At 71.1% G+C, this 25,430-nt stretch carries 19 protein-coding genes; 8 read left to right on the forward strand and 11 right to left on the reverse strand.

Features of this window, described 5'->3' with window-relative positions; genetic code table 11:
• Positions 1–142 precede the first annotated feature (142 nt).
• From ABZ656_RS06405 to ABZ656_RS06415, 3 genes are all read right to left on the reverse strand, one after another.
• The gene (locus ABZ656_RS06405) at positions 143–586 is read right to left on the reverse strand and encodes a phage tail protein (RefSeq protein WP_054230236.1); all 444 of its coding nucleotides are present in this window, start codon (positions 584–586) and stop codon (positions 143–145) included.
• Positions 587–657: 71 nt separating this feature from the next.
• The gene (locus ABZ656_RS06410) at positions 658–2,238 is read right to left on the reverse strand and encodes a phage tail sheath subtilisin-like domain-containing protein (protein WP_101406874.1); all 1,581 of its coding nucleotides are present in this window, start codon (positions 2,236–2,238) and stop codon (positions 658–660) included.
• Between the two features lie 245 nt (positions 2,239–2,483).
• On the reverse strand, positions 2,484–3,911 hold the full coding sequence (locus tag ABZ656_RS06415; RefSeq protein WP_360265152.1) for a DUF4157 domain-containing protein: 1,428 nt from the start codon (positions 3,909–3,911) through the stop codon (positions 2,484–2,486).
• A gap of 353 nt (positions 3,912–4,264) precedes the next feature.
• On the opposite strand from ABZ656_RS06415, the gene ABZ656_RS06420 reads away from it, so the two are divergent.
• Positions 4,265–5,683 (forward strand): RICIN domain-containing protein, encoded by a 1,419-nt coding sequence (locus ABZ656_RS06420; RefSeq protein WP_360265155.1) that lies wholly within the window; start codon positions 4,265–4,267, stop codon positions 5,681–5,683.
• Between the two features lie 92 nt (positions 5,684–5,775).
• On the forward strand, positions 5,776–7,212 hold the full coding sequence (locus ABZ656_RS06425; RefSeq protein ID WP_360265158.1) for a hydrolase: 1,437 nt from the start codon (positions 5,776–5,778) through the stop codon (positions 7,210–7,212).
• Positions 7,213–7,279: 67 nt separating this feature from the next.
• Here ABZ656_RS06425 and ABZ656_RS06430 read toward each other — a convergent pair whose 3' ends face one another.
• The 3 genes from ABZ656_RS06430 to ABZ656_RS06440 all read right to left on the reverse strand — a co-directional run bounded on the left by ABZ656_RS06430 (position 7,280) and on the right by ABZ656_RS06440 (position 10,887).
• The gene (locus tag ABZ656_RS06430) at positions 7,280–9,328 is read right to left on the reverse strand and encodes an ATP-binding protein (protein WP_360265276.1); all 2,049 of its coding nucleotides are present in this window, start codon (positions 9,326–9,328) and stop codon (positions 7,280–7,282) included.
• 44 nt (positions 9,329–9,372) lie between these two features.
• On the reverse strand, positions 9,373–10,092 hold the full coding sequence (locus tag ABZ656_RS06435) for a DUF4255 domain-containing protein (RefSeq protein WP_101406870.1): 720 nt from the start codon (positions 10,090–10,092) through the stop codon (positions 9,373–9,375).
• Positions 10,093–10,224: 132 nt separating this feature from the next.
• The gene (locus ABZ656_RS06440; protein ID WP_248296320.1) at positions 10,225–10,887 is read right to left on the reverse strand and encodes a response regulator transcription factor; all 663 of its coding nucleotides are present in this window, start codon (positions 10,885–10,887) and stop codon (positions 10,225–10,227) included.
• A 189-nt stretch (positions 10,888–11,076) separates the two neighbouring features.
• Here ABZ656_RS06440 and ABZ656_RS06445 point away from each other — a divergent pair, with 189 nt between their 5' ends.
• Entirely contained in the window at positions 11,077–13,899 is a 2,823-nt protein-coding gene (locus ABZ656_RS06445) for an AAA family ATPase (RefSeq protein WP_360265162.1), read from the forward strand.
• Between the two features lie 13 nt (positions 13,900–13,912).
• Here the strand turns inward: ABZ656_RS06445 and ABZ656_RS06450 are convergent, their stop codons facing one another.
• On the reverse strand, positions 13,913–19,462 hold the full coding sequence (locus tag ABZ656_RS06450; RefSeq protein WP_360265165.1) for a hypothetical protein: 5,550 nt from the start codon (positions 19,460–19,462) through the stop codon (positions 13,913–13,915).
• 278 nt (positions 19,463–19,740) lie between these two features.
• Between ABZ656_RS06450 and ABZ656_RS06455 the strand changes: the two genes are divergently transcribed.
• The 3 genes from ABZ656_RS06455 (at position 19,741) to ABZ656_RS06465 (ending at position 20,959) form a co-directional block, all read left to right on the forward strand.
• Positions 19,741–20,076 carry an SH3 domain-containing protein gene (locus tag ABZ656_RS06455; protein WP_360265168.1) on the forward strand — a complete coding sequence of 112 codons (336 nt, stop codon included), beginning with the start codon at positions 19,741–19,743 and terminating at the stop codon, positions 20,074–20,076.
• A 59-nt stretch (positions 20,077–20,135) separates the two neighbouring features.
• Positions 20,136–20,519, forward strand: coding sequence for a hypothetical protein (locus ABZ656_RS06460; RefSeq protein WP_101406865.1), 384 nt, complete (start codon positions 20,136–20,138; stop codon positions 20,517–20,519).
• Positions 20,520–20,587: 68 nt separating this feature from the next.
• Complete coding sequence (locus ABZ656_RS06465; RefSeq protein WP_101406864.1) at positions 20,588–20,959, forward strand: cupin domain-containing protein; 372 nt, start codon at positions 20,588–20,590, stop codon at positions 20,957–20,959.
• A gap of 54 nt (positions 20,960–21,013) precedes the next feature.
• On the opposite strand, the gene ABZ656_RS06470 is transcribed toward ABZ656_RS06465, so the two are convergent.
• The 3 genes from ABZ656_RS06470 to ABZ656_RS06480 all read right to left on the reverse strand — a co-directional run bounded on the left by ABZ656_RS06470 (position 21,014) and on the right by ABZ656_RS06480 (position 22,573).
• Positions 21,014–21,481: a peroxiredoxin gene (locus tag ABZ656_RS06470; RefSeq protein WP_101406863.1), complete on the reverse strand. Its 468-nt coding sequence runs from the start codon at positions 21,479–21,481 to the stop codon at positions 21,014–21,016.
• The gene (locus tag ABZ656_RS06475; protein ID WP_360265172.1) at positions 21,478–21,858 is read right to left on the reverse strand and encodes a MauE/DoxX family redox-associated membrane protein; all 381 of its coding nucleotides are present in this window, start codon (positions 21,856–21,858) and stop codon (positions 21,478–21,480) included. The genes ABZ656_RS06470 and ABZ656_RS06475 overlap by 4 nt, the downstream gene beginning before the upstream one ends.
• A gap of 136 nt (positions 21,859–21,994) precedes the next feature.
• The gene (locus tag ABZ656_RS06480; RefSeq protein WP_101406861.1) at positions 21,995–22,573 is read right to left on the reverse strand and encodes a TetR/AcrR family transcriptional regulator; all 579 of its coding nucleotides are present in this window, start codon (positions 22,571–22,573) and stop codon (positions 21,995–21,997) included.
• Positions 22,574–22,814: 241 nt separating this feature from the next.
• On the opposite strand from ABZ656_RS06480, the gene ABZ656_RS06485 reads away from it, so the two are divergent.
• Positions 22,815–24,269, forward strand: coding sequence for an MFS transporter (locus ABZ656_RS06485; protein WP_101406860.1), 1,455 nt, complete (start codon positions 22,815–22,817; stop codon positions 24,267–24,269).
• A 162-nt stretch (positions 24,270–24,431) separates the two neighbouring features.
• Entirely contained in the window at positions 24,432–24,776 is a 345-nt protein-coding gene (locus tag ABZ656_RS06490; RefSeq protein ID WP_129592372.1) for a hypothetical protein, read from the forward strand.
• Positions 24,777–24,806: 30 nt separating this feature from the next.
• Here ABZ656_RS06490 and ABZ656_RS06495 read toward each other — a convergent pair whose 3' ends face one another.
• Entirely contained in the window at positions 24,807–25,274 is a 468-nt protein-coding gene (locus tag ABZ656_RS06495; RefSeq protein ID WP_101406858.1) for a hypothetical protein, read from the reverse strand.
• Between the last annotated feature and the right edge of the window lie 156 nt (positions 25,275–25,430).

Consider the following 25,430-nt stretch of genomic DNA (forward strand, 5'->3'; position numbering starts at 1 on the left):
GCGTGATGTACGCCAGTACGAAGAACCCCGCGATCACGATCGCCACCCACTGGGGCCAGCCGAGCAGCGCCTGGAGCAGCGGTCTGCTCCGGCTCCGGTTCGGCGACGGCCGCAGCCGCCGCCCTGGGAGCCGTACGGCGCATTACTCGATGACCAGTTCTTCGAAGGTGATCGTCACGGTCTCGGTGAGCGCGGAGGCCTCGCCGGCCTTCACGGTGCTGGTGTCGATCTTGCTGCACCAGGCATTGCGCATGTTGTACCGCTTGACCGGGTTGTTCATGTAGTCCATCACCATGATGGTGGCGTTCTTGCGAGCGGTGCTCATCTGACCGGCGACGGACTCGGTGATCCACTGGTTGAAGGCCGCCGACTGCGTCATACCGCGGACGACCGTGCAGGTGCCGGCCTTCTTCACGCCCGGCAGCTTCTTCGTGACGGGGATGCCCTGAGAGGAGACCTGCTGGTACTCGATGACGTCCTGCTCGATGCTGAGGCCGCTGACCTCCGCGAGGTACTCGACCATCACACCGTCGATCTGGAGGCCGAAATTGTGTGAAGTAAGGGCGTCACCCGGCTGGAGACTCATCTGTTCTCTGTCCTTCTAGGTTTCTTGGGCGTACGGGGCGGAGCTGGTGGCCGATGGCCGAGAGGGCGGTACTACTCCTCCAACTCGCCGCTGCCGCTGGAGAACTGGGCCAGCCGGAAGATCACGAACTCGGCGGGCTTGACCGGCGCGATGCCGATCTCGCAGATGACGCGGCCGAGGTCGACCGATTCCGGCGGGTTGGTCTCCTCGTCACACTTCACGTAGTACGCCTCCTCCGGCCGCGAGCCGAAGAGGGCGCCGTTGCGCCACTCGTTGACCAGGAAGGCGGAGACATTGCGCCGGATCCGGGCCCACAGGGCGTGGTCGTTCGGCTCGAACACCACCCACTGGGTGCCGATCAGGATCGACTCCTCCAGGTAGTTGAAGTACCGGCGGATGTTGAGGTATCGCCATGCCGGGTCTGAGGACATGGTGCGGGCACCCCAGACGCGGATGCCGCGGCCAGGGAAGGCGCGGATGCAGTTGACGCCGATGGGATTGAGCAGGTCCTGCTCGCCACGGGTGATCTGGAGCTCCAGGTCCACCGCTCCTCGTACGACCTCGTTGGCGGGCGCCTTGTGCACACCGCGCTCGGAGTCGTTGCGGGCCCAGATGCCGGCGACGTGGCCGCTCGGCGGGATCAGCCGGGACTGGCCGCTGGCCGGGTCGAAGGCCTTGACCCAGGGGTAGTAGAGGGCGGCGTACTTGGAGTCGTAGCCGGCCGTCTCCTGGCGCCACACCCGGATCTGGCGGGCGTTGAGACCCGGCGGCGGGTCGATGACCGCGACCCGGTCGCCCATCAGCTCGCAGTGCGCGATCAGGCCGAGCTGGACGGCCTTGACGGCCTCCAGGTCGATGGCGCCGCGCTGGTAGGCGGCCATCAGGTCGGGGACGGCGACCATCGAGACCTCGTCCACGGCCTCCAGGCCGCCGAAGCCGGTGCGGTCGGCGGAGTCGCCGAGGTACTGGGCGGGGCCGGGGTGGCCGTTGTCCGTTGTGGCCGGGACGGCGGGGGCGGAGGCGGACGGGGCGGCGAGCGCCACCGTCTGGTTGTCGGGGCGGGCCAGCTGGGCGGCGGGCGCGGCCTCCTGCACGGCGATGAGCTTGGAACGCTCCTTCACCTGGGTGACCACGTAGTTGCGACCGCCCTTCTTGGCGGTCACGTCGAAGGTCTCGGCGACCTTGTCGCCGTCCTTGACGATCAGCTTGAACCGCTCGGCCGGGCCCTCGCCCTCGGGGTCGGCGACCTCGACGCTCAGCGAGCCGCCCGCGACGGCGCTCACCGAGAACGTGCCGAGCTGCTTGGGCTCGCCCGGCGGCAGCGCGGCCTGCGCGCCGGAGCCGGTCACCGCGGCGGGGGCCGCGGAGTCGCCCGAGGCGCCGCCGGGCGTTCCGCCGACCCGGACGACATAGGCGGCGCTGCCACCGTTGTTGAAGAAGCCGTAGACGGAGTGCGCGAGGTAGTACCCGTCGGTGAACTCACCGAAGGCCGCCACGTACTGCGTCCAGTTGGTCACCAGTGTCGGCTCGTTCAGGGGGCCGGTCGGGGCGAGCCCGACGAAGGCCGCCACCGAGGTGCCCACGCCCTCGATCGGACGCGAGCCGCTGGCCACCTCCTCGACGTAGACGCCCGGCGACAGGTAGGACGGCATGCTCTGCTCTCCTCGGGGTACGAGATGGGACGTCACTCACCCTCACGCGCGAAGCGCGCCCCCCGAAACGTCCTGCGGTGCCGGGCCGGGGGCAGTCGTGTTGCCCCCAGGGGCAACCCAGGAGGGGGAATTGCGGGGGCGGAGGGGCGCTGGCACCGCGAGGACCGGCGCCGCACACCTCTGTCGTACTGCTTGTGCTCTGTCGTACTGCTTGGGCTCTGCCGTACTGCTTGCGCTCTGCCGTACTAGTTGCTGATGCTCCACGCCCACGCGGCGCCCTTCGCGATTCTCGCGGCGAGCGTCAGGAAGTCCTGCTTGACGGCCTCCGGTGTTTTCTCCGGAGGGAAGAGTGGCCTGATGGGCGAGTCTTCGGGAAAGTCGGCCGACAGCATGGACCGGTAGCGGTTGTAGACCTGCGCGATGTCATTGCGGACCGTCTCCGATCCGGTCTTCGTGGGCGCACCGAGGAGCCGGTTGTCATTCGTCGCCGCGATGGAGGCGACATCCATGAGGAAGCAGTCGAGAAGGTCGGTCACGTCCTGTTGCTTCGCGCCCTCCACCTGGTCCTTCACGTCCTGCAGGAGACGTTCCGCCATTTCCTTGCTGACCGCCTTGTAGACCCCGTAGCGGGGGCCCTGCGGGATCACGCCGAGCACGTGGTCGGCCTGCTTCGCCTCGGCCGAGTTCATGAACTTGGGGTGCTCCTCGAGACCCGGCACGGGGAAGGGCATCCCCTTCAAATGCTGCTCTTCGTCGAGGAGTTGAGGCTTCGCCTCCGCGAGAGGATGTATTCCGAACTCGTGGGAGAGCATTCCGACGATGTAACCGATGTCATAGTTCTCGAAGTAGTACGCGGCGAGAATGACCTTTACGCCCTCGTCCCCGTTGTCCTTGACCTCGGCCGGAGTGTCCGCGATCCGCTTCTCCAGGACGATGTCGCACGGGCGGCCGCGGAGATAGTCCTGGATGAGCTTGTGCTCCGACAGCAACTGAAGAACGCGCTGGGCCTTGCCGAAGTACTGCGGGTACTTGTTGGCCACATTGGTGAACGCGATCTTCCCGCTGGACATGCGGGCCCGCTGGATCGGCAGCGCGGCGCGCTGCACCGGAGCCGCCTCGACCGCACCGGCGGACACCGGCCGGTTTTCCAGGGGGACCGGCCCGGACATGACGCGTTTCGCATTGGCCTCGGCCGCCTGCTCGAAGCTGTCCCCGGGGTCGGACATGTGCAGCCCGTTGCCGGTGTCCGTGCCCGCCACCGGGCCCTGCCGCTGCTGGACCACATGCGTGAGTTCATGGGCGAGCGTGTGCTTGTCGGCGCCTCCCGGGCCGATGACCACATGGCTGCCGGAGGTGTAGGCATGGGCACCGATATCGGACGCGGAACGCTGCGCCACGGCGTCCGTGTGCAGGCGTACGTCGGAGAAGTCGGCGCCGAGACGGGCTTCCATCTCTGTGCGGACCCCGGTCTCGAGCGGGCTTCCCGCGCTGCGCAGGACGTCATGGACCGCCGATCGCTGCACCGGTGCGGAGTGCCCGCACGCCGGGCCGTGTTCGTGAGCCTCCCGGGCCAGCAGTCCGGCGACCGCCGCGTTGCCCGCGGTGCGCTGGAGCGCGGTCACGGCCGATGGGGAGAATCCGCCGCCGGGCAGCAGGGCGGGTCCCGGGCCCACGCCCGCGGCCCCGTCCGTCCGTCGTGCAGCCGCCCGATCGGCAGGCCCACCTTTTCGGGCCTGCTGCTGGTCTGTCTGGCGTTCCTGCACCGTCTGCCTCCTCGGCCGTCCGCGTGTGGTCCGCCGAGCGCACGGTCACACAACTCACCAGAAGAATGATGCGAGCGTCCTCCGCCCGGCCCACAAGGTCACCGGGGACCTGTTCGGGAGCAGACCCCTTGCCCGAATGGGCCAGGGAGTGGGTCCGCATGACATCTGGCGCTTCGCCCGGGTGCCGTGACCGGAGACCTTCGGGCAGCGTTCCTGCCCTCTGGGCTCCTGACCGGAGCCGGTCGTCCCCATAGCGTCGACGGGTGAGCCTTTGGACTTCGCTGGAGCCTGCCTCCAGCACTGTGGATCCCGGTGGCAGCACCAAGGTGCGGCTGCGGTTGCGTAATACCGGTGATGTGGTGGATGAGTACCGGTTCGAGCCGGTGGGGGATGTGGCGCCGTGGACGACCGTGGAGCCGCTGACGCTGCGGCTGTATCCCGGGACGACGGGGACGGTGGAGTTGACGTTTTCGCCGCCGCGGAGTCCGGATGCGGTGGCGGGTCCGAATCCGTTTGCGGTGCGGATCACGCCGACGGAGCATCCGGAGGCCACGACGGTTCCCGAGGGGAATCTGACGATCACGCCGTTCACTGAGGTGCGGGCGGAGTTGGTGCCCCCGACGGTCAAGCGGCGTTTTCGTGGGCGGCCGAAGCTTGCGGTGGACAATCTGGGTAATACGAAGCTGACGGCGTCGGTCAGTGGGAGTGACAACGGCGATCACCTGTCGTATGACATCCATCCCAGCAATGTTCAGATCGAGCCGGGTCGTGCGGTGTTCGTGAAGGCGACGTTGAAGCCTCGGCAGATCATCTGGTTCGGGTCGAAGGAGCAGCGGCCGTACACGCTGGCGATTCAGCGTTCGGGTACGGGGCCGCAGCCGGTGGAGGGTACGTATGTGCAGCGCGGGTTCCTGCCGCGTTGGCTTGCCACGTTCCTGGGTGTGTTCATGGCGCTCGCGATCACGTTCGTGATGTTGTGGGTCGCGTACAAGCCCCAAGTGCGCACGTCGGCCACGGAGAAGCTCCAGGAAGCCGGCATCAGCACGCTCCCGGCACCGACCCCGTCGTTGTCGGCGGCGCCGACCTCGGCGCCGGCGGAGGTGCCGGCTCCGTCCCAGGCGCAGCAGTCGCCCGAGAACGGTGGGGGCGGTGGCGGCGCAGCGGTGGCCAGTCCCAAGGCGACGAAGAAGACGCCGACCGGGCCGCTGCCCGCGACCAACATCGTGCTCAGGAACCCCACGACCAAGAAGTGCGCCGACATCCCGGGCTACGACAAGGGTTCGGTGAACGGCCCGGTCAGGGAGTTCACCTGCGACGGCACAACCCGTGACAACCAGCGCTGGAACCTCGAAGTGCGCGTGAAGGGCGGCGGTCCGGAGAAGTCGGACCTCTTCCAGATCCGCAACGTCAAGGACCAGTTGTGCATGGACCTGCCCGACTACGGTGCCAAGCCCGCGCAGACCGGGGTGTTCGAGTTCCAGTGTGACGGCACTACTGCCGACAACCAGCTGTGGTGGCTCGACAAGCAGGACGACGGCCACTACTGGATCCGCAACTACTCCAGCAATCACCTGTGCCTGGACGTCGCAGGCTTCAGCACCGGTGGCAACGACACCCCGCTGACGATCTACTACTGCAGCAACACCGACGACCAGGAGTGGGACATCGTCCACCCGTCCTGACCCACAAAGGGCAGTGCGACGCAGCTCTTTGGGCAGCCGTCATGCCCCGTCGCTTGCTGACGGGAGCGGCACCCCGGCCATAGCGTCGACGGGTGAGCCTTTGGACTTCGCTGGAGCCTGCCTCCAGCACTGTGGATCCCGGTGGCAGCACCAAGGTGCGGCTGCGGTTGCGTAATACCGGTGATGTGGTGGATGAGTACCGGTTCGAGCCGGTGGGGGATGTGGCGCCGTGGACGACCGTGGAGCCGCTGACGCTGCGGCTGTATCCCGGGACGACGGGGACGGTGGAGTTGACGTTTTCGCCGCCGCGGAGTCCGGATGCGGTGGCGGGTCCGAATCCGTTTGCGGTGCGGATCACGCCGACGGAGCATCCGGAGGCCACGACGGTTCCCGAGGGGAATCTGACGATCACGCCGTTCACTGTGGTGCGGGCGGAGTTGGTGCCGCCGACGGTGAAGGGGCGTTTTCGTGGGCGGCCGAAGCTTGCGGTGGACAATCTGGGTAATACGAAGCTGACGGCGTCGGTCAGTGGGAGTGACAACGGCGATCACCTGTCGTATGACATCCATCCCAGCAATGTTCAGATCGAGCCGGGTCGTGCGGTGTTCGTGAAGGCGACGTTGAAGCCTCGGCAGATCATCTGGTTCGGGTCGAAGGAGCAGCGGCCGTACACGCTGGCGATTCAGCGTTCGGGTACGGGGCCGCAGCCGGTGGAGGGTACGTATGTGCAGCGCGGGTTCCTGCCGCGTTGGCTTGCCACGTTCCTGGGTGTGTTCATGGCGCTCGCGATCACGTTCGTGATGTTGTGGATCGCGTACAAGCCCCAAGTGCGCACGTCGGCCACGGAGAAGCTCCAGGAAGCCGGCATCAGCACGCTGCCGCCCAGCCCCTCGGCCTCCGTCGCGCAGCCCACGCCTCCCTCGCCCGGTGCCGAGGCCCCGGCCGCGCCCGCGGCGACCGAGTCACAGAACACGAGCGGTGCCGGAGGCGGCGGAGCCTCGTCGGAGGCCAAGCCGAAGGAGTCGGCCAAGCCGCAGGAGGACACGGCGGCGACAGCCGTTGCGCGACTGGCCGCACAGGACCCCGGACGGCACATCTGCTACCGGGCCTATCTGACGGACAAGGGCTGGACCAAACCGGTGTGCGACGGCGCCATGGCCGGCACGGTGGGACAGAACCTGCCGATCAAGTCGCTCAACCTCGCCACGTCCGACACCGACGGCACCGCGGCCACCGCCTTCGTCTACTACCCCCAGTCGACCGACGGCAAGGGGCACTACAACGGGCCGTGGAAGGGCGTGGTCGACGGCGCCGACCTCTACATCGGCAGCACCAAGAAGGACGACCCCTACATGCTGGGCTTCGCCATGAACGTCGGCCAGAGCAAGAGCGTCGTCTGCCAGACCGCGCACGTCCACAACGAGGGCTGGCACGGCCTGGGCTGCGACGAGCCCGGCGGGGACAACTACATCTTCGGCGGGACCCTGAGCAACCTGCTCTGGCTCGAGGCCGTCAAGTTCACCGTGTGAAGCGACCCTGCCCGTCCGACAGGCGTCGGACGGGCAGGGTCGTCTGCGCGAACAGCCGGGCGAGGAGTTACCAGGTGCCCTCGCCGGGCACCAGCCGGCCCGCCTTGCGGTACTCGCGGCGCGCGCCGTCCAGGAGGTCGGCCGTGTCGACCGGCGCACCGCGGCCGGCGGCGCCGTAGGCGGCCGTGACCACGGCGCTGCGGATCGAACCACCGGCCAGCTCGAAGTCACGGGCGACGGCCCTCGGATCGGTGTCCGCGGCGCACGGCACATGGGTCAGGGCGTGCTGCCACAGGGCCAGCCGCTGGGCGGCGTCCGGGAACGGGAAGTCGATCACGAGGTCGAGACGGCGGGTGAACGCCTCGTCGATGTTGGCGCGCAGATTGGTCGTGAGCAGCGCGATGCCGTCGAAGGACTCCAGCCGCTGGAGCAGATAGGAGCTCTCCATGTTTGCGTACCTGTCGTGCGAGTCCTTGACCTCGGACCGCTTGCCGAACACGGAGTCCGCCTCGTCGAAGAGGAGCACGGCGTCGGTGCGGTCCGCCTCCGTGAAGATGCGCTCCAGGTTCTTCTCCGTCTCGCCGACGTACTTGTCGACGATCGAGGAGAGCTGTACGACGTAGAGATCGAGGCCGAGTTCGGCGGCGACGACCTCCGCGGACAGGGTTTTGCCGGTGCCCGAATCACCCGCGAAGAGGCCGAGGACGCCCCGGCCGCGCCCGCCGCCCGCGCTCAGCCGCCAGTCGCCGAGCACCTGGTCACGGTGGCGGGCGCGCAACGCCAGTTCATGCAGTTGCACCAGCGGTTTGTCGGGCAGGACGAGATCCTCCCAGCCGACGTCCGGACGGATCCGGCGGGCGTGCCGCTCCAGCCCGGAGGCGGACTGCTGCCGGGCGGCCAGCCGCAGATGAGCGGGGGTCAGCGCGGTACCGTCGAACGCGGCGAGGCGCTGAGCGGCACGGGCGGCGCGCAGAATCCGGTCGCCACCGAGCCGGTACGGCGCGACCACCGGGGCGAGGTCGAAACCGGGGGCGGGCTCCGGTACGGGTGCGACACGGGCGGAAACCCCGGTGTCGGCCCCGGTGCCGAGCGCCACCGCCCACGCGTCCACCGCTCCGGAGCGCAGCCGGGGCGCGTCCAGGACGAGCGGATCGCGATGGTCGCACCAGTGCGGATCGTACGGACGCGGATCGGTGAACAGCACGGACACGTCGTCCACCGCCAGCGCCCGCATCAACGGGGCGGGATCCTCCGGCAGCGGCGACACGACGATCGCGCAGTCACGCAGCCGGGCCTCGCGGAGCAGGTCGGCGATCGGCTCCTGCCCGGCGGTCTGGTCCGGAGCGAAGTGGAGCGCCTCCTGCCCCGATGCGTCGCGCAGTGCGCTCGCGGCGCAGGCGAGACCGTCTCCCGCCCGGTGTTCGCGCAGATAGACGGTGAGCGGGGCGGCCGCCAGCCGGTCGGCGAGCCTGCGCAGGAAGACCTCGTCGTACTGTTCGCCCCGCACCGGCGCCCGGAGCCGGTGGACATGGCCGGTCAGCGCGGCGTCCAGGGTCTCGTCGCCCAGAAGGTGCGCGATCAGCCGGTCGGGTACGCGCAACGACCTGCTCAGGAACGGGCGTTCGGCTTCCTCGACCACGACGAGGCCCAGCGCGGCCAGCGGAGCCGAGGGATGGAACCGGTCCCGTGCCTCGGCACGGTGTGCGGGAAGTCCGCACAGGTCGAGCGCGAGCCCGGTGGTGGCCCGGCGGCGGCTGACGTCGTCGTTGAGGTAGCCGTACAGCGGCTCGAAGGTGCGGTCGAGGTCCGGGGCCAGCGCGATGAGCAGGATCCGGACGTCCAGCTCGGTCAGCCCGAGCCGCCCGGCCAGCAGATCCAGCCGGTCGCCCCGCTCGGAGACCCAGCTCTCGGGGGCGGGGTCCTGACCGGCCGGCTCCAGGAGATGCCGTACCGCGTCCTCGGACAGATACAGGCCGCGCAGCGGATCGGCCGCGGTGGGATCGGTCGCGCTGCGGTGCTCGACCAGGAACGCGACACGCTCACGGAGCCGGGACAGCCGGACCAGGAGCGCATCGGCAGATCCCTCGAAGGCAGTGGCGGGCGAGGTGCCGTCAATGGACGGCGAGGTGCCGGTGGCGGCCGACGCCGGGACGTGCGGGGTCACTTCGCTCGCTTCTCTCCGTTTCGATCCTCCGCGACCGGGTGGTCCCCGGCCGGGAGATCCGTGCCCGGGGCCGTGTCGGCCGCGGTCGTGGACGCCAAGTGCCGTGCCCGGTGCCGCCGTTCGGGCGAGCCCTCCAGGGTTCCGTCCATCCCGCGTACGCGCACGCCGGCGCCCTCCGTGACCGGCGGCCCGGCGTCGTACTCCGGGAACGACGGGAACGGCGCGGTCACCACCAGGTCCAGCGACGGCTTCAGCTCGCCGCCGAGCGCGGACCAGATCTCCGCGAGGGACCGGGACTCGGTGTGCAGGTTCGCCACCGAGAGCGGCACGGACAGCCCCAGTGCGGCCAGCGCGCCGGGCAGTGCGTGCGGGGGCAGGATCTCGTGGGGGAGCAGTGTCGCCAGCACGGCGGACAGCAGCCGGTGTTCGTCCTGCGGCTGCTTGGTCCAGGCCGTCACGAGATACGACAGCCGGAACCAGCGGGGCGGCTGGCGGCGGCGCAGCACGATGCCGCGTTCGTCCCGCACGGCCATGGCGCCACGCTCACGGCGCCGTACGTCCTCACGGATGTCGTACAAGTAGGCGTTGATGGCGGGCGCGTTGCGGCGGGCGGCCCACTCACGGCTCGGCGCGTCGAAGGCGACCTCGATACCGGAACCGGCCAGCGCTCCGCTTCTGAGCAGCCCTTTGAGGACCTCGTCCACCTCGTGAATCACCGTCGTGCTCCCGCCGTGCCGTCACGTCCTGCCGCGTACCGGCCGTGGGCCGGCTGAGTACCCGCTCTGTCCTGTCTGCTGTGATCCGCTCGGTTACCCGTTCGACAGGCCCCGTGCGAACGGCCGGCCGCCTCAGATGTAGCCTTCCCTGAGCGCATAGGCCACGGCGTGGGCGCGATTGCGCAGATGGAGCCGGGTGGTCAGCCCGTGCATCACGTTCTTGACGGTACGTTCGGAGTAGGAGAGCTTGCTCGCTATCTCCCCGGTGTCCAGCCCCTCGGCGACGAGCCTCAGCACATCGATTTCGCGCGGCACCAGGCCGGAGAGCGGAACTCCGGTCTGGCCGGAAGCGGTGCGTTGGAGCGATCCCACCTGAGTGATGAGGCGTCCCAGCAGATCCGCGGGCAGATCCCCGTCGCCCCGCGCGGCCGCGAGCACGGCCTGCACCAACCGGTGCGCACTGGCCTCGTGGCGCCAGACGATGGCCCCGACACCGCACTCGATGACGTCGAGCAGTTCGGCCTCGCGGATCGCGTTCACCACCAGCACGGCGCGCGCCCCGTCGCTGCGTACGAGTCGGCGCAGCCGGGACAGCGTGGTTTCGTCCGGCCCCTCGTTGACCAGGACGGCCACGGTGCCGGGTCCGGCCTCCGCGCTGTCGAGGAGGTCGATCACCGGGTGCTGCCCCAACTGGCTGCGTACCCCGGCCCGGGAGATCGGGTCGGGTGCCTGGACCACCACCGGTATGCGGTTTCCGGAATCCACCGCACCGGTGTCGGCGGGCCGCTGTGACACGCCTGCGTCAGTGGTCCGTAATGAACTGCGCAACCGCTTCTCCCAAATCCACATGCTGGTCGCCCCTGTGTCGCCAGTGGCTGAAGGGCTTGTCCCAGACTTCTGTGCTTGGCGTGCCTCGCGCAATCGTGGAGGACCACGAGACTTACCACGAGATGGATCATGAAACGTCCACGGCAGGAGACATCGATGGGCGAGACCGAGGCGCTGCGTGAACGGCGGGAGGCCCTGGAGCTGGTGGCCGCCGAGGCGGACCGCGCCTGCGCCGGGTCCGGCCGTCTGGTGCTGCTCAAAGGGGCCACCGGCACGGGGCGCACCGCCCTCCTGGAGGCCGTCACCGAGCGGGCGGCGGCCCGTGGCATGCGGGTGCTGCGGACCCGCTGCTCGCCGGACGGCGAGGCCGGGGAGTTCGCGGCGGTCCTCCAACTTCTGTCATCGGGCGGCGAATTCGACGCCGGAACCAAGTTGTTTCCGGACATTTTCGACGACAATCCGCACCACTGGTCATACGCCGAACACCTGTGGAGGCGGCTGCGCTCCTACGCCGCCGCCCCGCTGCTGCTGGCGGTGGACGACGTCCACTGCGCCGACGAACCCTCGCGCCGCTGGCTCGTCGACGCCGCCCGGCGGATCGACGCACTACCCGTCCTCCTGGTGGCGACCGAGCGCAGCCAGTACGACATCGACCCGCCGTCCGCCGGTCTGGCGCACGCGCTCTCGCCCACCCTGGTGCGCAGCCACACCCTCGCCCCGCTGAGCGCGGACGCGGCGGCGCAGCTGATCCGTTCGGACGTCGGTGCCGCCACGCCCGCCTGGGTGGACGACTGCGTCCGGGCCGGCGCGGGCAGCCCCCTGCTGCTACGCGCCCTGCTCGACGACCTCCGTGCGCAGGAACCGCACGGCGCGCCCCCGAGGAGCGTGCCGGACACCTGTGCCGCCCTCTACCCGGGTTCCTATCCGGCCGCCGTCTCCTGGTGGCTGGACAGCGCCGGAGAGGCGACGGCGGGGGTGGCCCGCGCCCTCGCGGCGCTGGACGCGGACGTGTGGGAGGAGGGACACACGGAAGAGTTCGCCGAACTGCTCGCCGAGACGGCGGGCGCGGACCCCGCCCGGGTTCCCGGCTGGCTGACCGCCATGACCCGCCTCGGCCTGTTGCGGCCCGATCCCGACGGGCGGCCGCGCTTCGCCCACCCGCTGCTGCGGGACGCGGTGCTCAGCGGCTGGCCCACCGTCCGGCGGCAGGCGGCGCACCGTACGGCGGCCGAAGCGATGCTGGGCCGCGGCGACCGCGCCGAAGCGGTGGCCGGACAACTCCTGCGGACCCCGGCCGTGGGCGAGGCCTGGGCCGGCGTGACGCTGCTGGACGCCGCGTCCGTGGCGGTGCGGGACGACAGGCCCGACGACGGCGTGTCGTATCTGCGTCGTGCGCTCGACGAGCCGCTGACGCCCGCTCGCCGGACCATGGTCCTCACCGAGCTGGGCTCCCTGGAGTTCGCCGCCGCCCGTTCCTCGGCCGGGATACCGCGGCTGACCGAGGCGACCCGGCTGCCGGGCATGCCGCAGGACCGGGTACGGGCGGCCGTGGCCCTGGGCACCGTGCTGGCCCGGCGCGGCAAGACGCGCGCCGCGATGGACGTCCTGCGGGGCCTGGACGAGCAACTGACCGACCACCCGGACCTGATACGGCTGCTGCAGACCGCCTCGGCGCTGTTGTCGGACCACGACCAGAGCATCCGTCAGGAGGCGTATCGCTGGCTGCACGGCGCCGCCGAGCGGTCCGGGGACCTGGTCGGAACGGCAGGGCAGGCCCTTCTGGTCCGCTACGACGCGACGGCGGGCCTGATCCCCGCCGCCACGGCCATGAAACGCATCCACGCCCTGCTGGACGAACCGGTCGACGCGCTCGCCGAACCCTTCCTGCTGGGTACGGCGGCCGCCGTCGCGCAATGGGCCGACGAACTGGTGGAGGCCGAGGGGCTGGTACGCCGGGGACTGGACCGGCAGAGCCCCTCCCTGCTGCACCCCATGCACCTGGCGCTGCTCAACGTACGGGCGGACATCGCCGCGACGCGCGGACAGTACGCCGATCTGCTCGCCGAACCGGCGGACTGGCAGGTCACCGAAGCCACCCGGCACCGGCCCGATCCGGCCAACGCGCACGGACACGCCGTGATCGCCCTGGTCGAGACGGGCCGTACCGAAGAGGCGGCCCGCCTCGCGGACAGCTTCGCCCTGGGCGACGCGCACGACTCCTGGGAACTCAACCGATTCCTCTACGCCCGGGGCGTGTTGCGGTCCGCGCAGGGGGATCACGCCGGAGCGCTCGACGACTTCCTGGAATGCGGTCGCCGGCAGACGGCACGGGACGTGGTGAGCCCCGTGGTCACCCCCTGGCGGACCGCGGCGGCCGAGTGCCGCAGCGCGCTCGGCCGACCGCAGGAGGCCCTCAGGCTGGCCCGTGAAGAACTGCGGCTCGCCCAGGTGTGGGACACCCCCCGGCTGGTGGGCCGGGCGCTGCGCGGGCTCGCCACCGCGACCGGCGGCCGTCGCGGTCTGGAACTCGCCGACCGTGCCGTACGCATTCTGCGGGACGCCTCCGCGGAGACCGAGCTGATCCCCGCCCTGATCGGACAGGGGCGTCAGCTCGTCGCCGCGGGAGACCGGAGCCGGGCCCGCGACGCGCTGCGCGAGGCGGCCGAGCACGCCGAACGGCTGGGCGCGGTACGGATGCGGGCGCTGGCCGAGGAGGTCCTCCCCGAAGGCCGCTCACGTGGCTCGGCGACCGCCCTCACCGGATGGGAGGCGCTGACCGGCAGTGAACGCCGGATCGCCGCCCTCGCGGCCGACGGGCGGACGAACGCCGAGATAGCCGAACTCCTGCACCTGGCCCGACGCACCGTCGAGACCCATCTGACCAGCGCCTACCGCAAGCTGGGCATCCGCCGCAGGACGGAACTCACCGCGGTGATCGGCGAGCGGCCGGCGGAGCCGGTGGAGGAGCCGGGCGGCTGACACGCCCCCGACATCAGGACGAGAGGCGGCCGTCCGGATCGTGGAGCTTGGTGTGGTTGGACGGGTCCTGGAGCATACGACGGGCCACGGGCGCCGGGATCCGCACGACCACCGGAGTGGGGACGGTGAAGTCCCGTACGGCGACGGAGGGGGCGCCGGAGCGGCCCCGGTCGCGCACCCGGGCCACCACCCGCACGTCCAGGGTGAACTGCACCAGTGTCGCCTCGGACTTGGGCTTGTGCAGAGGCATCGAGCCGGACCCGTGGGCCGAGGTGTCGGTGGCGCCGCCGACCCGGTCGGCGTTGCCGAGGAGCTGGTTCATCCGGAACTCGTCCGCGTTGAGCACACCGGCGCCGCCCAGCCCCCGAACCGACTTGTTGTGCTCCACCGCCTGCTGATGGTCCGTGCCCGTGGGCCGGGGCGCGTCCAGGGCGCTCTGCGCCACCGTCTCGAAGGTCATCTTGTCACCGACACCCAGCACGCGGCCGGCGCGCAGCCGCGCGTGCAGCGAGGTCCGCAGATCCTGCCCCTGCGCGCCGGAGGCGTGCACGACCGGGAGGTCGGCTCCCGCCGTGGTGAGCAGCGGCAGGGCGGAGATCAGCCACTCGGTGGACACCGCCTCGCGCTGCGCGTACGCCGCCGCGTCGCCCGTCTTGCGGTAGCGCTCCCCGCCGTGCGCCGCCCGTACCGCGTCGTCGATCACCCGCCGGATCTCGGGAGCGCCGCGGAACCCGTTGACCTGCGCCTCCATCGGCAGGCTCACCCCGCGGCCGTGCCAGGGCCCCAGCCGGCTCGCTTCGGCGTCGTTCTGCCGCAGGAACGCCTGTCCCGCCTCCGCGCGCGGCACCGGCCGCAGCCGGGACAGTGCCTCGAGGTCCTTGACCAGGATGCGGTGGACCAAGGACTGCTCGCCGAGGCCGGCGAGGCCCACCCGCCCACGCGACGAGTGCAGTTCGAGGGTCGCCTCGATCGGCACCCGCATTCTGACGGAACGCGCGGAGGCCTCGGCGACGGTCTTCATGCCGAGCTGACCCCGCCCCACGGTGGCCGACTTCGTGACATCACTGACGCCGACACCGAGCCCGCCGGAGCCGCCGACGCTCTTGAGCGGACCACCGCCGCCCTCGGGCTTGCCCGCACCGGCCACGACCCCCTCGACGTTACGCGTGTCGTTCGTCTCGCGGGTGTCCGCCCGTTGCGTGGCGGCCGAGGTGATGTACTCCATGTCGCGGCCGTCCCTCGCCTCGCCCTCGGCCGTGCCCTGCCGGGTGCGGCGTACGCGGAACACGGCCCAGTACGGTGTGTCGCGGCCGCGGAACAGTTCGACGGGCACCCCGCCGTCCATGGCCCCGGAGAGCAGTCCGGCGGACCCGTCCCGGTCCAGGACGCGCAGCAGCCGCTGCATGTTGTCGTGCGGATCGGCCAGTTGCCGCTTCGGCAGCAGTTCGTCGGCGAGGGACCGGTCACGCCGCCCGACGTCGGCGCGCAGCCGTTCCAGCAGGGGAACGAAGTCGGGCAGTTCCTCGATCATGCCGAAGCCGAGCGGCAGCTCCTGGGCGAGGGCGGGCGCCGCCGGGGCGGTCGTGCTCGACGACTCCCCGCTGCGGGACGCCTCGGTCTGCTCCTGGGTGGCCTTCTCCTTGCCTTTGGACTCTTTTCCCTTGGATTCCGGGCCTTTGGACTCCGCGCCCAGGCGTGCGGATTCCCCCTGCGAGGACGTCTGACCGGCGGCCCCGGGAACGCGCAGGCCCGCCGCCGCCAACTGCTCCTGGGTGAGCCAGACGGCGGCCGCGGCGGGCAGCGTCCGCTCGCCCTTCGCGACGTACGGGCCGCCTCCCGTGACCTTGACCTCGCTCACCATCCGGACCACCAGGTCGCAGTGGACCAGGTAGAGGGGCCGGGTGCGCGGAGTGTGGGCGTTGCGTTCGACGGTGCCGCTCAGCGTCGTCGCCGTCGCCGCGCTCCGGCCGAGGTTCCGGGCGGCCGACAGACCCTCGCCCAGCCGCCAGTCGGCGCCGTTCTCCGATCCGAGGGCGCCGCCCTGCACGGTCGTGGAGATACCGCTGCCCTCCTGCCCGGTCATCTGGTGGCCGCCGAGCAGGAACGTCTCGGTACCCGCCCCGGTGCCCTCCGCCACCACCTCCGGATTGGTGAGGGCGAACCGGGTACCGATCGCGCCGTTGAGCGCGCGGAGCCTGCGCGGGTACCGCAGGTTCTTCACCACCCACCCGGAGGACACCGCCTGGCGCAGCGCCGACGTGATGGCCTGCGGACTGAAGCGTTCCTCGATCGCCAGCCGCGGCGCGAGGCCCTCCGTCTGCAGCGCGAGGTCCTCCCGCAGTTCCCGATTGCGGCTCGCGGCCCGCGACAGGAGCTCGAAGGCGAGGTCCCGGATCGGGCCGCCGCCTCCGACGGTCTCCACCAGCGTCCAGTCCCGGACCGCCCGGCCCGCGATCGAGCGCGGCGCCATGGTCGACAGATCGCCGATGCCCGACGCGTTGAACTGCCGCTGCGGCGGAGCCAGTCCGGCGGTGCGCCTGCGGGTCCTGGCCGTCAGCCGGTCCTTCCCGGCGGTGTCCAGGGTGAACGCGGCCGGGGTGAGCAGCCGTACGTCCTGCTCGCCCAGGTCGAGCGCCTCGGTGTCCGCGGTCGAGGCGATGTGCACGGCGTCGGGTGTGTCCCGTCCCGGCACGCCCGGGGTGAGGGCACGTCTGGCGGTCCGCTCCCGTGTCGTCATGGTGACGTCCACATCGAGGCGCAGGGCGCCGCCGAACACGCTGGTGTTCTCACCGCCGTTGGTGAGCACGTCGGAGCGTGTCGTCGGACCCGCCTGGTTGCGCCGGGTGCTCTGCCGGGTCCGCTCACCGCGCACCGTGGCGGACAGGGCGCCGGGGATCAGCCGGAACTGGCCGAGCGCCAGCCCGCCGATCGACCGCGAACTGGACCGTCCGCTCTGCGAGTTGCTGGTGACGCCGCTGTGGCTGCGCACCAGCCAGTCCTTCGTCTCCCCCTGGTAGTCCGTCTCGCGCAGGGCGCCGACGACCTTGATCTGGACGTCGTGCGCGTGCCATCGGCTCTTGCGCCGCATCCGGACCCGGATCCCGGAGGAGAGCAACTGGTCCTTGTTGACCCGCAGGTTGGTCTCCGAGAGTACGGTGATCAGCTCGCGGTAGTTGCGCCGCTGCACCTCGCCCTCCTCGCGGCTCACCTCGGTTTCCGCCCCGGCGCCGAACGCGGGCAGGTAGCCCGCGAGGCGCTGGTCGGTGGCGAAGAGCCGCTCGATGCCGGAGAGCAGGGGAGCGGTGTCCAGCTGGCTGATCGCCACGCTCGACCCCATGGCCCCGAACGGCAGGTGGCGCTCGGGGCCCGGGTGGGCCGACGATCCGGCTTCGCCCGGTGACTCCTCCCCTTGCCCCCGGTCGAGCTTCCTCCCGTCGGCGTCCGTTCCCGGCCCCTTGATCACGGGGCCCGTCGTGACGCCTTCGGGCAGTTCGAGGCCCAGCGACCGGGCCTCGTCGGCGCGCAGGCTGACCCACACATCCATCGAGTGCTGGGCCGTGCGGGTCCCGGAGCGTACCTTCATGGCGGGGGAGAGCGGTCCGGTGCCCTCGACGCTGAACCGGACCTTGCCGAGGTAGAGCACCTTGTCGCCCCTGACCTCGGCGCCCTGACGGCTCGACACCGTCTGTTCGGCCACCGTGAACCGCGCTTTGCGCGCCCCGGCCGTGGGCATGACCGTCGCGCGCACCGCGGCGGCGTTGCCCAGCACCCCGAAACCCGCCGCCGGGCCCGCGCCGAAGGTCCCCCCTCGGCCCTTGGCCGCCGTGTGCGACACCGAGTGCTGCGCCTGCTGGTGCGTACGCAGTTGGGTCTTGCCGGTCGTCCAGGTGGGCGACAGGGCGGTGAGGTCGGCGCGCATCCGGTAGGTGCCCGTGGCGCTGCCGTCCTTGGCGACGAGATCCTCCCCGATCACCCAGCCGCTGAGCAGCCGGGGCAGGTCCTCCAGGACGGTCGTGGCGGAGGTGGCGTCGTGGAGCCGGGCCCGCCCGGGCGCACCGCGGGAGGTCAGGGAGGGGTGCAGCACGGAGCGGACCGTGTCGAACAGGCCGCCGCCGCCCGGATGGGGGGCCGCCGCGTCGTCCAGGGCGACCGGGGCCAGCGAGTCCGCGAGCCGTACGCGCCGCGCGGTCCGTGTGTTGAGGGAGCGTGGCCGCGCGGGTGCCTCGGCGGTGACCGGCACCAGGTGTTCGGTGGGCACCCGCATCATCAGGGACCCGGCGCCGCTGAACGTCTGCGCCCGGCCGCCCCGCTCCTCGTCCTGGGGCTGCACCTGTACGCCGTAGCGCACCTGGCGCCGCATCTCGACGGACCCCTTGTCGCTGCGCAGCACCCGCGGTTCGGACATGGCCTTCTGCACACGGGAGTCGGTGGAGGACTGGAACGGCTGCGCGTTGGCCATGACCGCCCCGCCGAGCCAGACACCCGGGACGACCGGCGCCAGCCCGAACGCCATGAAGTTGACGCCCTTGCTGGACGAGCCGCCCGAGGAGTGGCTCACCATGCCCGAGGTGTTGTGCTGGGTGTCCACCTTGATGTCGGCGCCCTCGGCCGTCCGCGCGTCCTGGGCGGCCTGCCGGGGGTCGCCCTCGGTGCCGGTGCCGTCCCCGCTGTCGTGATCGCCGGCTCTCGCCTTTCCCTTTCCTTTGCCCATGGCGGCCTCCGCCTCGGCCAGCAACGCGGCTATGGCCCGGGCCTGTTGCGCCGCCGCGGCCTGAGCCTTCGCGGCCTGCGGGGAGACGAAGGTCTCGGGCAGGTCGGCGCCGTCGCGGGAGATGGTGACGGTGACGTCGTACCACCCCTTGCCCTCCGGGCCCTCGACGGCGAAGGAACGGCCCCGGCCGTAGAACGTCTCCGGCCGCCCGGCCAGCTCCTCGCGTATTTCGGCCACCGTGCCGTCGGACCGTCCGACGACTGTCCCGAGGGCGGTGGACACGAACTCGTGCCCCGTGAGCCCGTACGCCGTGGAGAGCCCCGCCGCCCGTAACTCCCTTAGGTACGGCGGCAGTCCGAGCGGCGGATGGGAGGAGCCGGTCCCGCTGCCGGTCGGCCGGGGGACCGGCCGACGCGTGCCCGCCCGACGGGGGCGTGTCGTGATGGCGGCGCGCGGCCGGGCGTTCTCCGCGCCTTCCTCGGACTCCTCCGACGCCTCTTCGATCGCGGGAAGCACGGCGGGCAGCCGGGCGGCGGCACTGCTCTCGGGCAGTTCTTCGAGGGTGGGCAGTACGGCCGGTGCGGGCCTCGGCGCACGCGTGGCGCCCGCCACGCCCTCGGCGGCCGGGAGCCGTCCACGCAGTGCGCGCGCCATCGCCGCGTTGCCCGCGTCCCGTTGCAGGGCCAGCAGTGCCTGCGGAGTCATCCCCGGGCCGGTCGTCGGGGACGCCGGGTGCGGCGCCGTGACCTCCGCGCCGTTCCCGGTGACCGAGTCCGTGTCCCGGCCGACGGCTCCCCGGCCGTGGTCCCCGGCCCTGCCGTTCCCGCCCGATGCCTGCCGCTGCCTACGCACAGTGAGCCATTCCCGTCATGAGGACCGCCGTCCCGCCCCCATCGGATCCGTCCGCTGGGGAGCGTAACCACTGCGTAGGCCCCACAGGGAGCAAGATCATGGACTCGGACATATGGACGCCGGCCGACCACCGCAGCGACAACGGCAGTACACCCGCGCTCCATCTTCCCGGGCCGGGCGCTCACTTCGAACACCGTTGAATGGCATTGCCGCCGCGCTCCCTCGGCGCCCACTGTGGCGGTGGTCGACAGCGAAACACCACACAGGGGGAATTTCCCATGCGCCGTATTCCGGCCGTCATCACCACGTGCGCCGCGACGCTCGCCTTCCTCGTCCCGGCCGGCCTGGCAGCCGCCGCGCCCGCCGAGCAGTCGTACACCGTCGTGCCCTACGAGAACGTCAAGGTCCGCAAGCTGCCGACGAAGGACAGTGCGTACCTGGCCACCCTGACCGCCGGTCAGTCCTACACGGCGTACTGCTGGACCCACGGGCAGACCATCACGGACCACGGCTACACGAACGACATCTGGATCGGATTCGCCGACGGATTCAGCAGCGCCGTCTATTTCAAGGGTGACCAGTACGCGAATCTGTCGGCCTCAGCCCAGTGCTGAAGGCAGCGGAACTCACCGGAATTCACCGCGATCATCCCTCCGTGCCAGGGAGTTCATCCATGAACATCCGACGCAAGGCCGCCGCCGTCCTCGCCGGAGCCGTGCTCGCGTGCGGCCTGCTGAGTGCGGGCACCGCCTCGGCCGCGGCGCCGGCCGGCCTCACGCGACAGGCCGCCTACGAGACGTACACCGTCGTGCCCATCGACGACGCGCCCATTCGATCCGGCCCGGGCAGCGGCCACTCCACGATCGGCAGGCTGCGCGCCGGGTACAGCTACCCCGCCTTCTGCTGGCTCTCCGGCGAGACGGTCGTCGACCACGGCTCCACCAGCCACGTCTGGATCTACCTCTCCGGCGGCCCCGGCATCGGCAACGGCTGGGTCAGTGCCCTGTATCTCCGCGGTGACGAGCGGGCCGATCTTCCGGCCTCGGCGCGGTGCTGACCCGCGCGGCAGCCGGGCGGACGGACCAGTCAGATGACTGAAGCTTCCTCGAGCCACCGCTTCGCACAATGGAGGAGGTCCCGCTCGACCGCCCCTCGAAGAGAAGGTTCAGCATGCACGTGGACGCCCATGACGACGAGATCTGGGCCGTACTCGAAGGTGAGATCACCTTCTTCGTCGGAGAGCAGCAGTACGACCTGGGCCCGGGCGACGTCGCTTTCGGCGCCCGCGGCGTCCCGCGCCGCCATGTCGTGCGCAGCCGGGAATCCCGTCTGCTCGTGACCTCGGTGCCGACCGGGATCGCGGAATGGTTCACCCGCAACGGCACCCCGGTGGCCTTTGCCGGTGAACTGCCCCCGTCGCTCGGCCTCGACGCCGCGGTCGGCTTGGTGGGCGCGTACGACCTTCATGTCGTCGGGCCGCCGGGCAACGGCGAGTGACGCGGCGCGCCGGTCCGAGGCAGGACGACCCGGCCGCCGCGGGGGAGTCGAAGGTCAGCCCTGATGGGCCCGCAGCGCGGCGAGGGCCCGGTCCGCGTGGGCGCTCATCCGCAGTTCGCTGCGCACCACTTCCAGGACGGTGCGGTCCTGCGCGATGACGAAGGTGACCCGCTTCGTGGGTGCCAGGGAGAAGCCGCGCTTCACTCCGAACCGCTCGCGGACCGTGCCGTCGACATCGGACAGCAGCGGGTACCCGAGCGTGTGACGCCCGGCGAACTCCTGCTGCTTGTCGACCGCGTCACCACTGATGCCGACCGGCCGCCCGCCGGCGGCGGTGAACTCGGCGGCCAGATCACGGAAGTGGCACGCCTCGGTGGTGCAGCCGGGGGAGAGGGCGGCGGGGTAGAAGAACAGCACGACCGGTCCTTCGCCGAGCAGCTCGGTCAGCGTGCGCTCCGTACCGGTCTCGTCCGGCAGGACGAAGTCCTCGACCTTGTCGCCCACATCGACACCACGCGTCATGACTGACCCTTTCCACCCTTGGCAACGCTGCGTGCCCACAGTACAAGGGGCACCTGCAAGGGGAGTCGCGCGATCGCCGCGGCCTTCTGCGGAGCGGGACGCCGGCGCCAGTCGACGGCCATCTGGACGTTGGCGGGGAACACCCCGACGAAGAAGGCCGCGGTGGCCAGTGCGGCCACCCGCCGGGTACGGGGCACCGCCACCCCGGCGGCCAGCGTCAGTTCGGCGACGCCGCTCGCGTACGTCCAGGTCCGGGGCGCCCCCGGCAGCGCCCGCGGAATGGTCGCGTCGAACTGCCGTGGCGACATGAAGTGACCGACACCGGCGGTGGCCAGCAGACCGGCGAGCAACAGGGCTGAGCGTTCCGACCGTGGCACGGTTCCTCCTCCAGGGGACTGCCGCGAGATATTACTGGAGGGTAAGTGCGGAGTGGACGACGGGGCGGTGGACGGCGAGGCGGCGGGCGACAGGGCTCACGAAGGGGTAGGGGTCCCCTGCTGCCCCGGGCCGATGTCAGCGCGTGGCGCGGACGCCGTCGAGCGCGACCGTGAGGACCCGGTCGCGCTGGGTGTCGTCGAGGAAGTTCGTCGAGGTGATCCCGGCGACCATGCGCAGCAGGTCGTCGAAGTCCATGTCCGCGCGCGCCTCGCCCGCCTTCTGCGCCCGCTCGAACAGCGGGCCGCCCGCCTGGTACATCGAGTCCCGGCAGGTCAGGAAGATCTCCGACTCGTTGTCGAGCGCCTCGCGGATGGCCCGTTTGGTCACGGTGTAGTCCACGAACCGCCGCAGCCACGAGGTCAGCGCTTCCCAGGGCTCCCGCTCGGCGACTTCCAGAGCCACCTGACACAGAGCGTCCACCTCGTCCGCGTACACGCTCTCGAAGAGGTGGCGGCGGGTGGGGAAGTTCCGGTAGAGGGTGCCGATGCCCACGCCCGCGCGCCGGGCGATGTCCTCCAGGGACGCCTCCGCGCCGTGCTCCGCGAAGGCCTCGCGCGCGGCGCCCAGCAGGGCGTCGTAGTTGCGTGCGGCGTCTTTGCGGTGCGGGCGCCGGGACGCCACGATCCCGCTGACGGGGAACGGCTGAGCCGTCACTTGGTGCCTCCCGGCCGAGAAGAAGGTTGAAGCGGAGGTATGCCTCCGTTACAGTGGAGGCATACCTCCACTTTAGCAGTCGGGGTGCGCTCCCCGTGGTGGCGTGCGCCCGCACGCACCGTCGACGCGCTTGTACCCCCTGTGACCTCGAACGGGCCGTACGCAGCCCGCCCCCGCTCCTTGAGCGGCCGTTCCGCTTGCTCTGTTTCGTTCCGTTCCGATCCGTTCGGAGAGGCTTTTCATGCCCACGAAGTCCACCCGCCTCACCTTCGCGGTCCTCGCGACCGGTGCGGGCGTGTTCTCCATGCTCCAGTCGCTGATCGCACCGGCCCTGCCGACCGTCCAGCACGCCCTGAACACCTCGCAGTCCACCGTGACCTGGGTGATGACGGCCTACCTGCTGTCCGCCTCGGTCTTCACCCCGATCCTCGGCCGGGTCGGCGACCTGATCGGCAAGAAGCGCACCCTCGTCGCCGTCCTCGTGACCGTGACGCTCGGCTGTCTGCTCGCCGCGCTCGCGCCGAACATCGGCGTGCTGATCGTCGCCCGGGTCGTCCAGGGCATAGGCGGAGCGCTGTTCCCGCTCTCCTTCGGCATCATCCGGGACGAGTTCACCCCGGCCGAGGTCGGCCCCAGCATCAGCAACCTGTCCGCCGTGATCGCCGCGGGCGGCGGCGTCGGACTGGTGGCGGCCGGTCCCATCGTGTCCGCGCTCGACTACCGCTGGCTGTTCTGGCTGCCCGTCGGCGTCGTCGCGGTCACCACACTGATCGCCCTGCGCTACGTCCCCGAATCCCCGAGCCGGGCCGAGGGACGCGTCAGCTGGCTCGGTGCCGTCCTGCTGTCGGGCTGGCTGGTCGCGCTGCTGCTCCCGCTCAGCCAGGCGGGCCAGTGGGGCTGGGGATCGGCCCGGGTGATCGGGCTGTTCGCCGCCGCCGTCCTGCTCTTCGCGCTGTGGCTGCTGGCCGAGGCACGCTCCCGCACCCCGCTGATCGACCTGCGCGTCATGCGGCTGCCCGCGGTGTGGACCACCAACACCACCGCGCTCCTGTTCGGTGCGGGCATGTACGCGATCTGGTCCTTCCTCCCCGGCTTCGTACAGACCCCGAGCTCCGCCGGATACGGCTTCGGCGCCAGTGTCACCGCGGCCGGACTGCTCATGCTGCCGATGCTGCTCGCCATGTTCTGCTCGGGTGTGCTCAGCGGTCGGCTGGAGCCCGTCCTCGGCGCCAAGAAGCTGCTCACGACCGGTGCCGCGCTCGGTGCGGTCGCCTGCGGCTTCCTCGCCCTGTGGCACGACCAGCAGTGGCAAGTGGCCTTCGCCGCGGGCATCTTCGGCCTCGGTATCGGACTCGCCTTCGCCTCGATGGCCAACCTGATCGTCGGCAGCGTGCCGCCCGGGCAGACCGGCGCCGCGACCGGGATGAACGCGAACATCCGCACCATCGGCGGGTCCATCGGCGCGGCCGTGACCAGCGTTCTGGTGACCGGCCGGCTCCAGTCCTCGGGCCTTCCCTACGGCTCCGGATACACCCACGGATTCACTCTGCTCGCCCTGCTCTGTCTGGCCGCGGCGCTGGCAGCGCTCCTTGTGCCGGTCCAGCGGGCCGGCCGGCTTTCTGCCTCGGCCCGCGCGGACGCCGACTCCGTGCTTACGGAACCGGAGGCCGCCGTCGCCCCCGGCGCGGGGAGCTGACCCGGACCATGCTCGGCGGGACCATGCTCGGCGTGAGCGCGTTGATGCGTGAAGATGCTTGTCGGACAGGGGCATGGCTCCGAACGGGCGGCGCGTTCACCCGACTCGGTGAGCGGTGCCACGGGCGCGTACCACCGGCGCACGCACTGCCGTTGCTCCGACATGGACAGCACTCACACGGCCCGGCGGCGCCGTCCGGAGCAGGGCTTCGTGGGCCGGCGCTACGCCGAGCTGACGGACGGGCGTCTGGGCCACCCGCCGATCTACGCCCAACTGGTCGCGGAGTGGCGGGCCAAGGACCGGGTGGTTCCGGAGCACCGCGAGGTGGTCGCGGTGCTGTGGGCCTCCTTCGCAGCCTCCAGCCCCTTCGAGAGCGAGGCCTGGCAGGTCGAGCCCTGGGTGGAGAGGCGGGACGAGAAGACCGCCGGACCGGTACCGGCCGAACCCGAGACCGCGTCCGTCCCCGTACCCGCCGTCCCCGTACCCCGTGGCCTGCTGGGCTGGTGAACCCCTCCGCGCGCTGCCGCGGAGCGACGGTCACCCTCCAGGCGGTGGTGCCAGGACGGCGAGCGTTCCGTTGGCCCGCTGCAACGCCAGTTCCAGGGGGACCGCGGCATGCAGGGCTCCGGTCCCGTCGGGCGGAATGAGCCATTCCAGGAATCTCGCGGCGCGGTACGGCGCTGGTACGGCGACCCACGAGCCCTTGCCCGCGTGTCGGAGGCCGGAGCCGACCCAGCGGCTGGCGGGGTCCGGCGGCAGGAAGAAGCCCACTCTCCGCGACGCGGTGTCCACCAGGGTGGGGCCGGGGGCACGCAGCGGGTCGTTCCACAGGATGTCCAGGGCGAGCAGCCCGAGTTGCTCGGGAACGCTGAGCACGTCCCAGAACCGCCCGGCCTCCATGAGTACGGTCCCCGAACCCTGATCCCACTCCCGCTTGCAGGTCCGGGGGTCCGAGGCGGCCGCCGCGAGCCACTCGACACCTTGCATCCACATCACATCCGGCATGACCAACTCCAGGGCACTCGCAGGCCGTCTGACCAGGTGTGGAGCGGCGCACTCGGATGCGGAACCCGCACCTGGGCGCCGACCCGGAGTGTTCATGCTGGTAGATATTTCTATGTGGCGGAAGGGGTGGCGCGGTCTGGCGTTTTCGCCGAAACG

The organism is Streptomyces sp. NPDC007095 (assembly GCF_040634475.1).
GTDB lineage: Bacteria > Actinomycetota > Actinomycetes > Streptomycetales > Streptomycetaceae > Streptomyces.

Bases quoted from the DNA above. Each gene is read 5' to 3' on its own strand.
- ABZ656_RS06410 (WP_101406874.1), bottom strand. From the start codon at position 2,238: ATGCCGTCCTACCTGTCGCCGGGCGTCTACGTCGAGGAGGTGGCCAGC.
- ABZ656_RS06445 (WP_360265162.1), top strand. From the start codon at position 11,077: ATGGGCGAGACCGAGGCGCTGCGTGAACGGCGGGAGGCCCTGGAGCTG.
- ABZ656_RS06490 (WP_129592372.1), top strand. From the start codon at position 24,432: ATGGACAGCACTCACACGGCCCGGCGGCGCCGTCCGGAGCAGGGCTTC.
- ABZ656_RS06460 (WP_101406865.1), top strand. From the start codon at position 20,136: ATGAACATCCGACGCAAGGCCGCCGCCGTCCTCGCCGGAGCCGTGCTC.
- ABZ656_RS06465 (WP_101406864.1), top strand. From the start codon at position 20,588: ATGGAGGAGGTCCCGCTCGACCGCCCCTCGAAGAGAAGGTTCAGCATG.
- ABZ656_RS06455 (WP_360265168.1), top strand. From the start codon at position 19,741: ATGCGCCGTATTCCGGCCGTCATCACCACGTGCGCCGCGACGCTCGCC.
- ABZ656_RS06495 (WP_101406858.1), bottom strand. From the start codon at position 25,274: ATGCCGGATGTGATGTGGATGCAAGGTGTCGAGTGGCTCGCGGCGGCC.
- ABZ656_RS06470 (WP_101406863.1), bottom strand. From the start codon at position 21,481: ATGACGCGTGGTGTCGATGTGGGCGACAAGGTCGAGGACTTCGTCCTG.
- ABZ656_RS06485 (WP_101406860.1), top strand. From the start codon at position 22,815: ATGCCCACGAAGTCCACCCGCCTCACCTTCGCGGTCCTCGCGACCGGT.
- ABZ656_RS06405 (WP_054230236.1), bottom strand. From the start codon at position 586: ATGAGTCTCCAGCCGGGTGACGCCCTTACTTCACACAATTTCGGCCTC.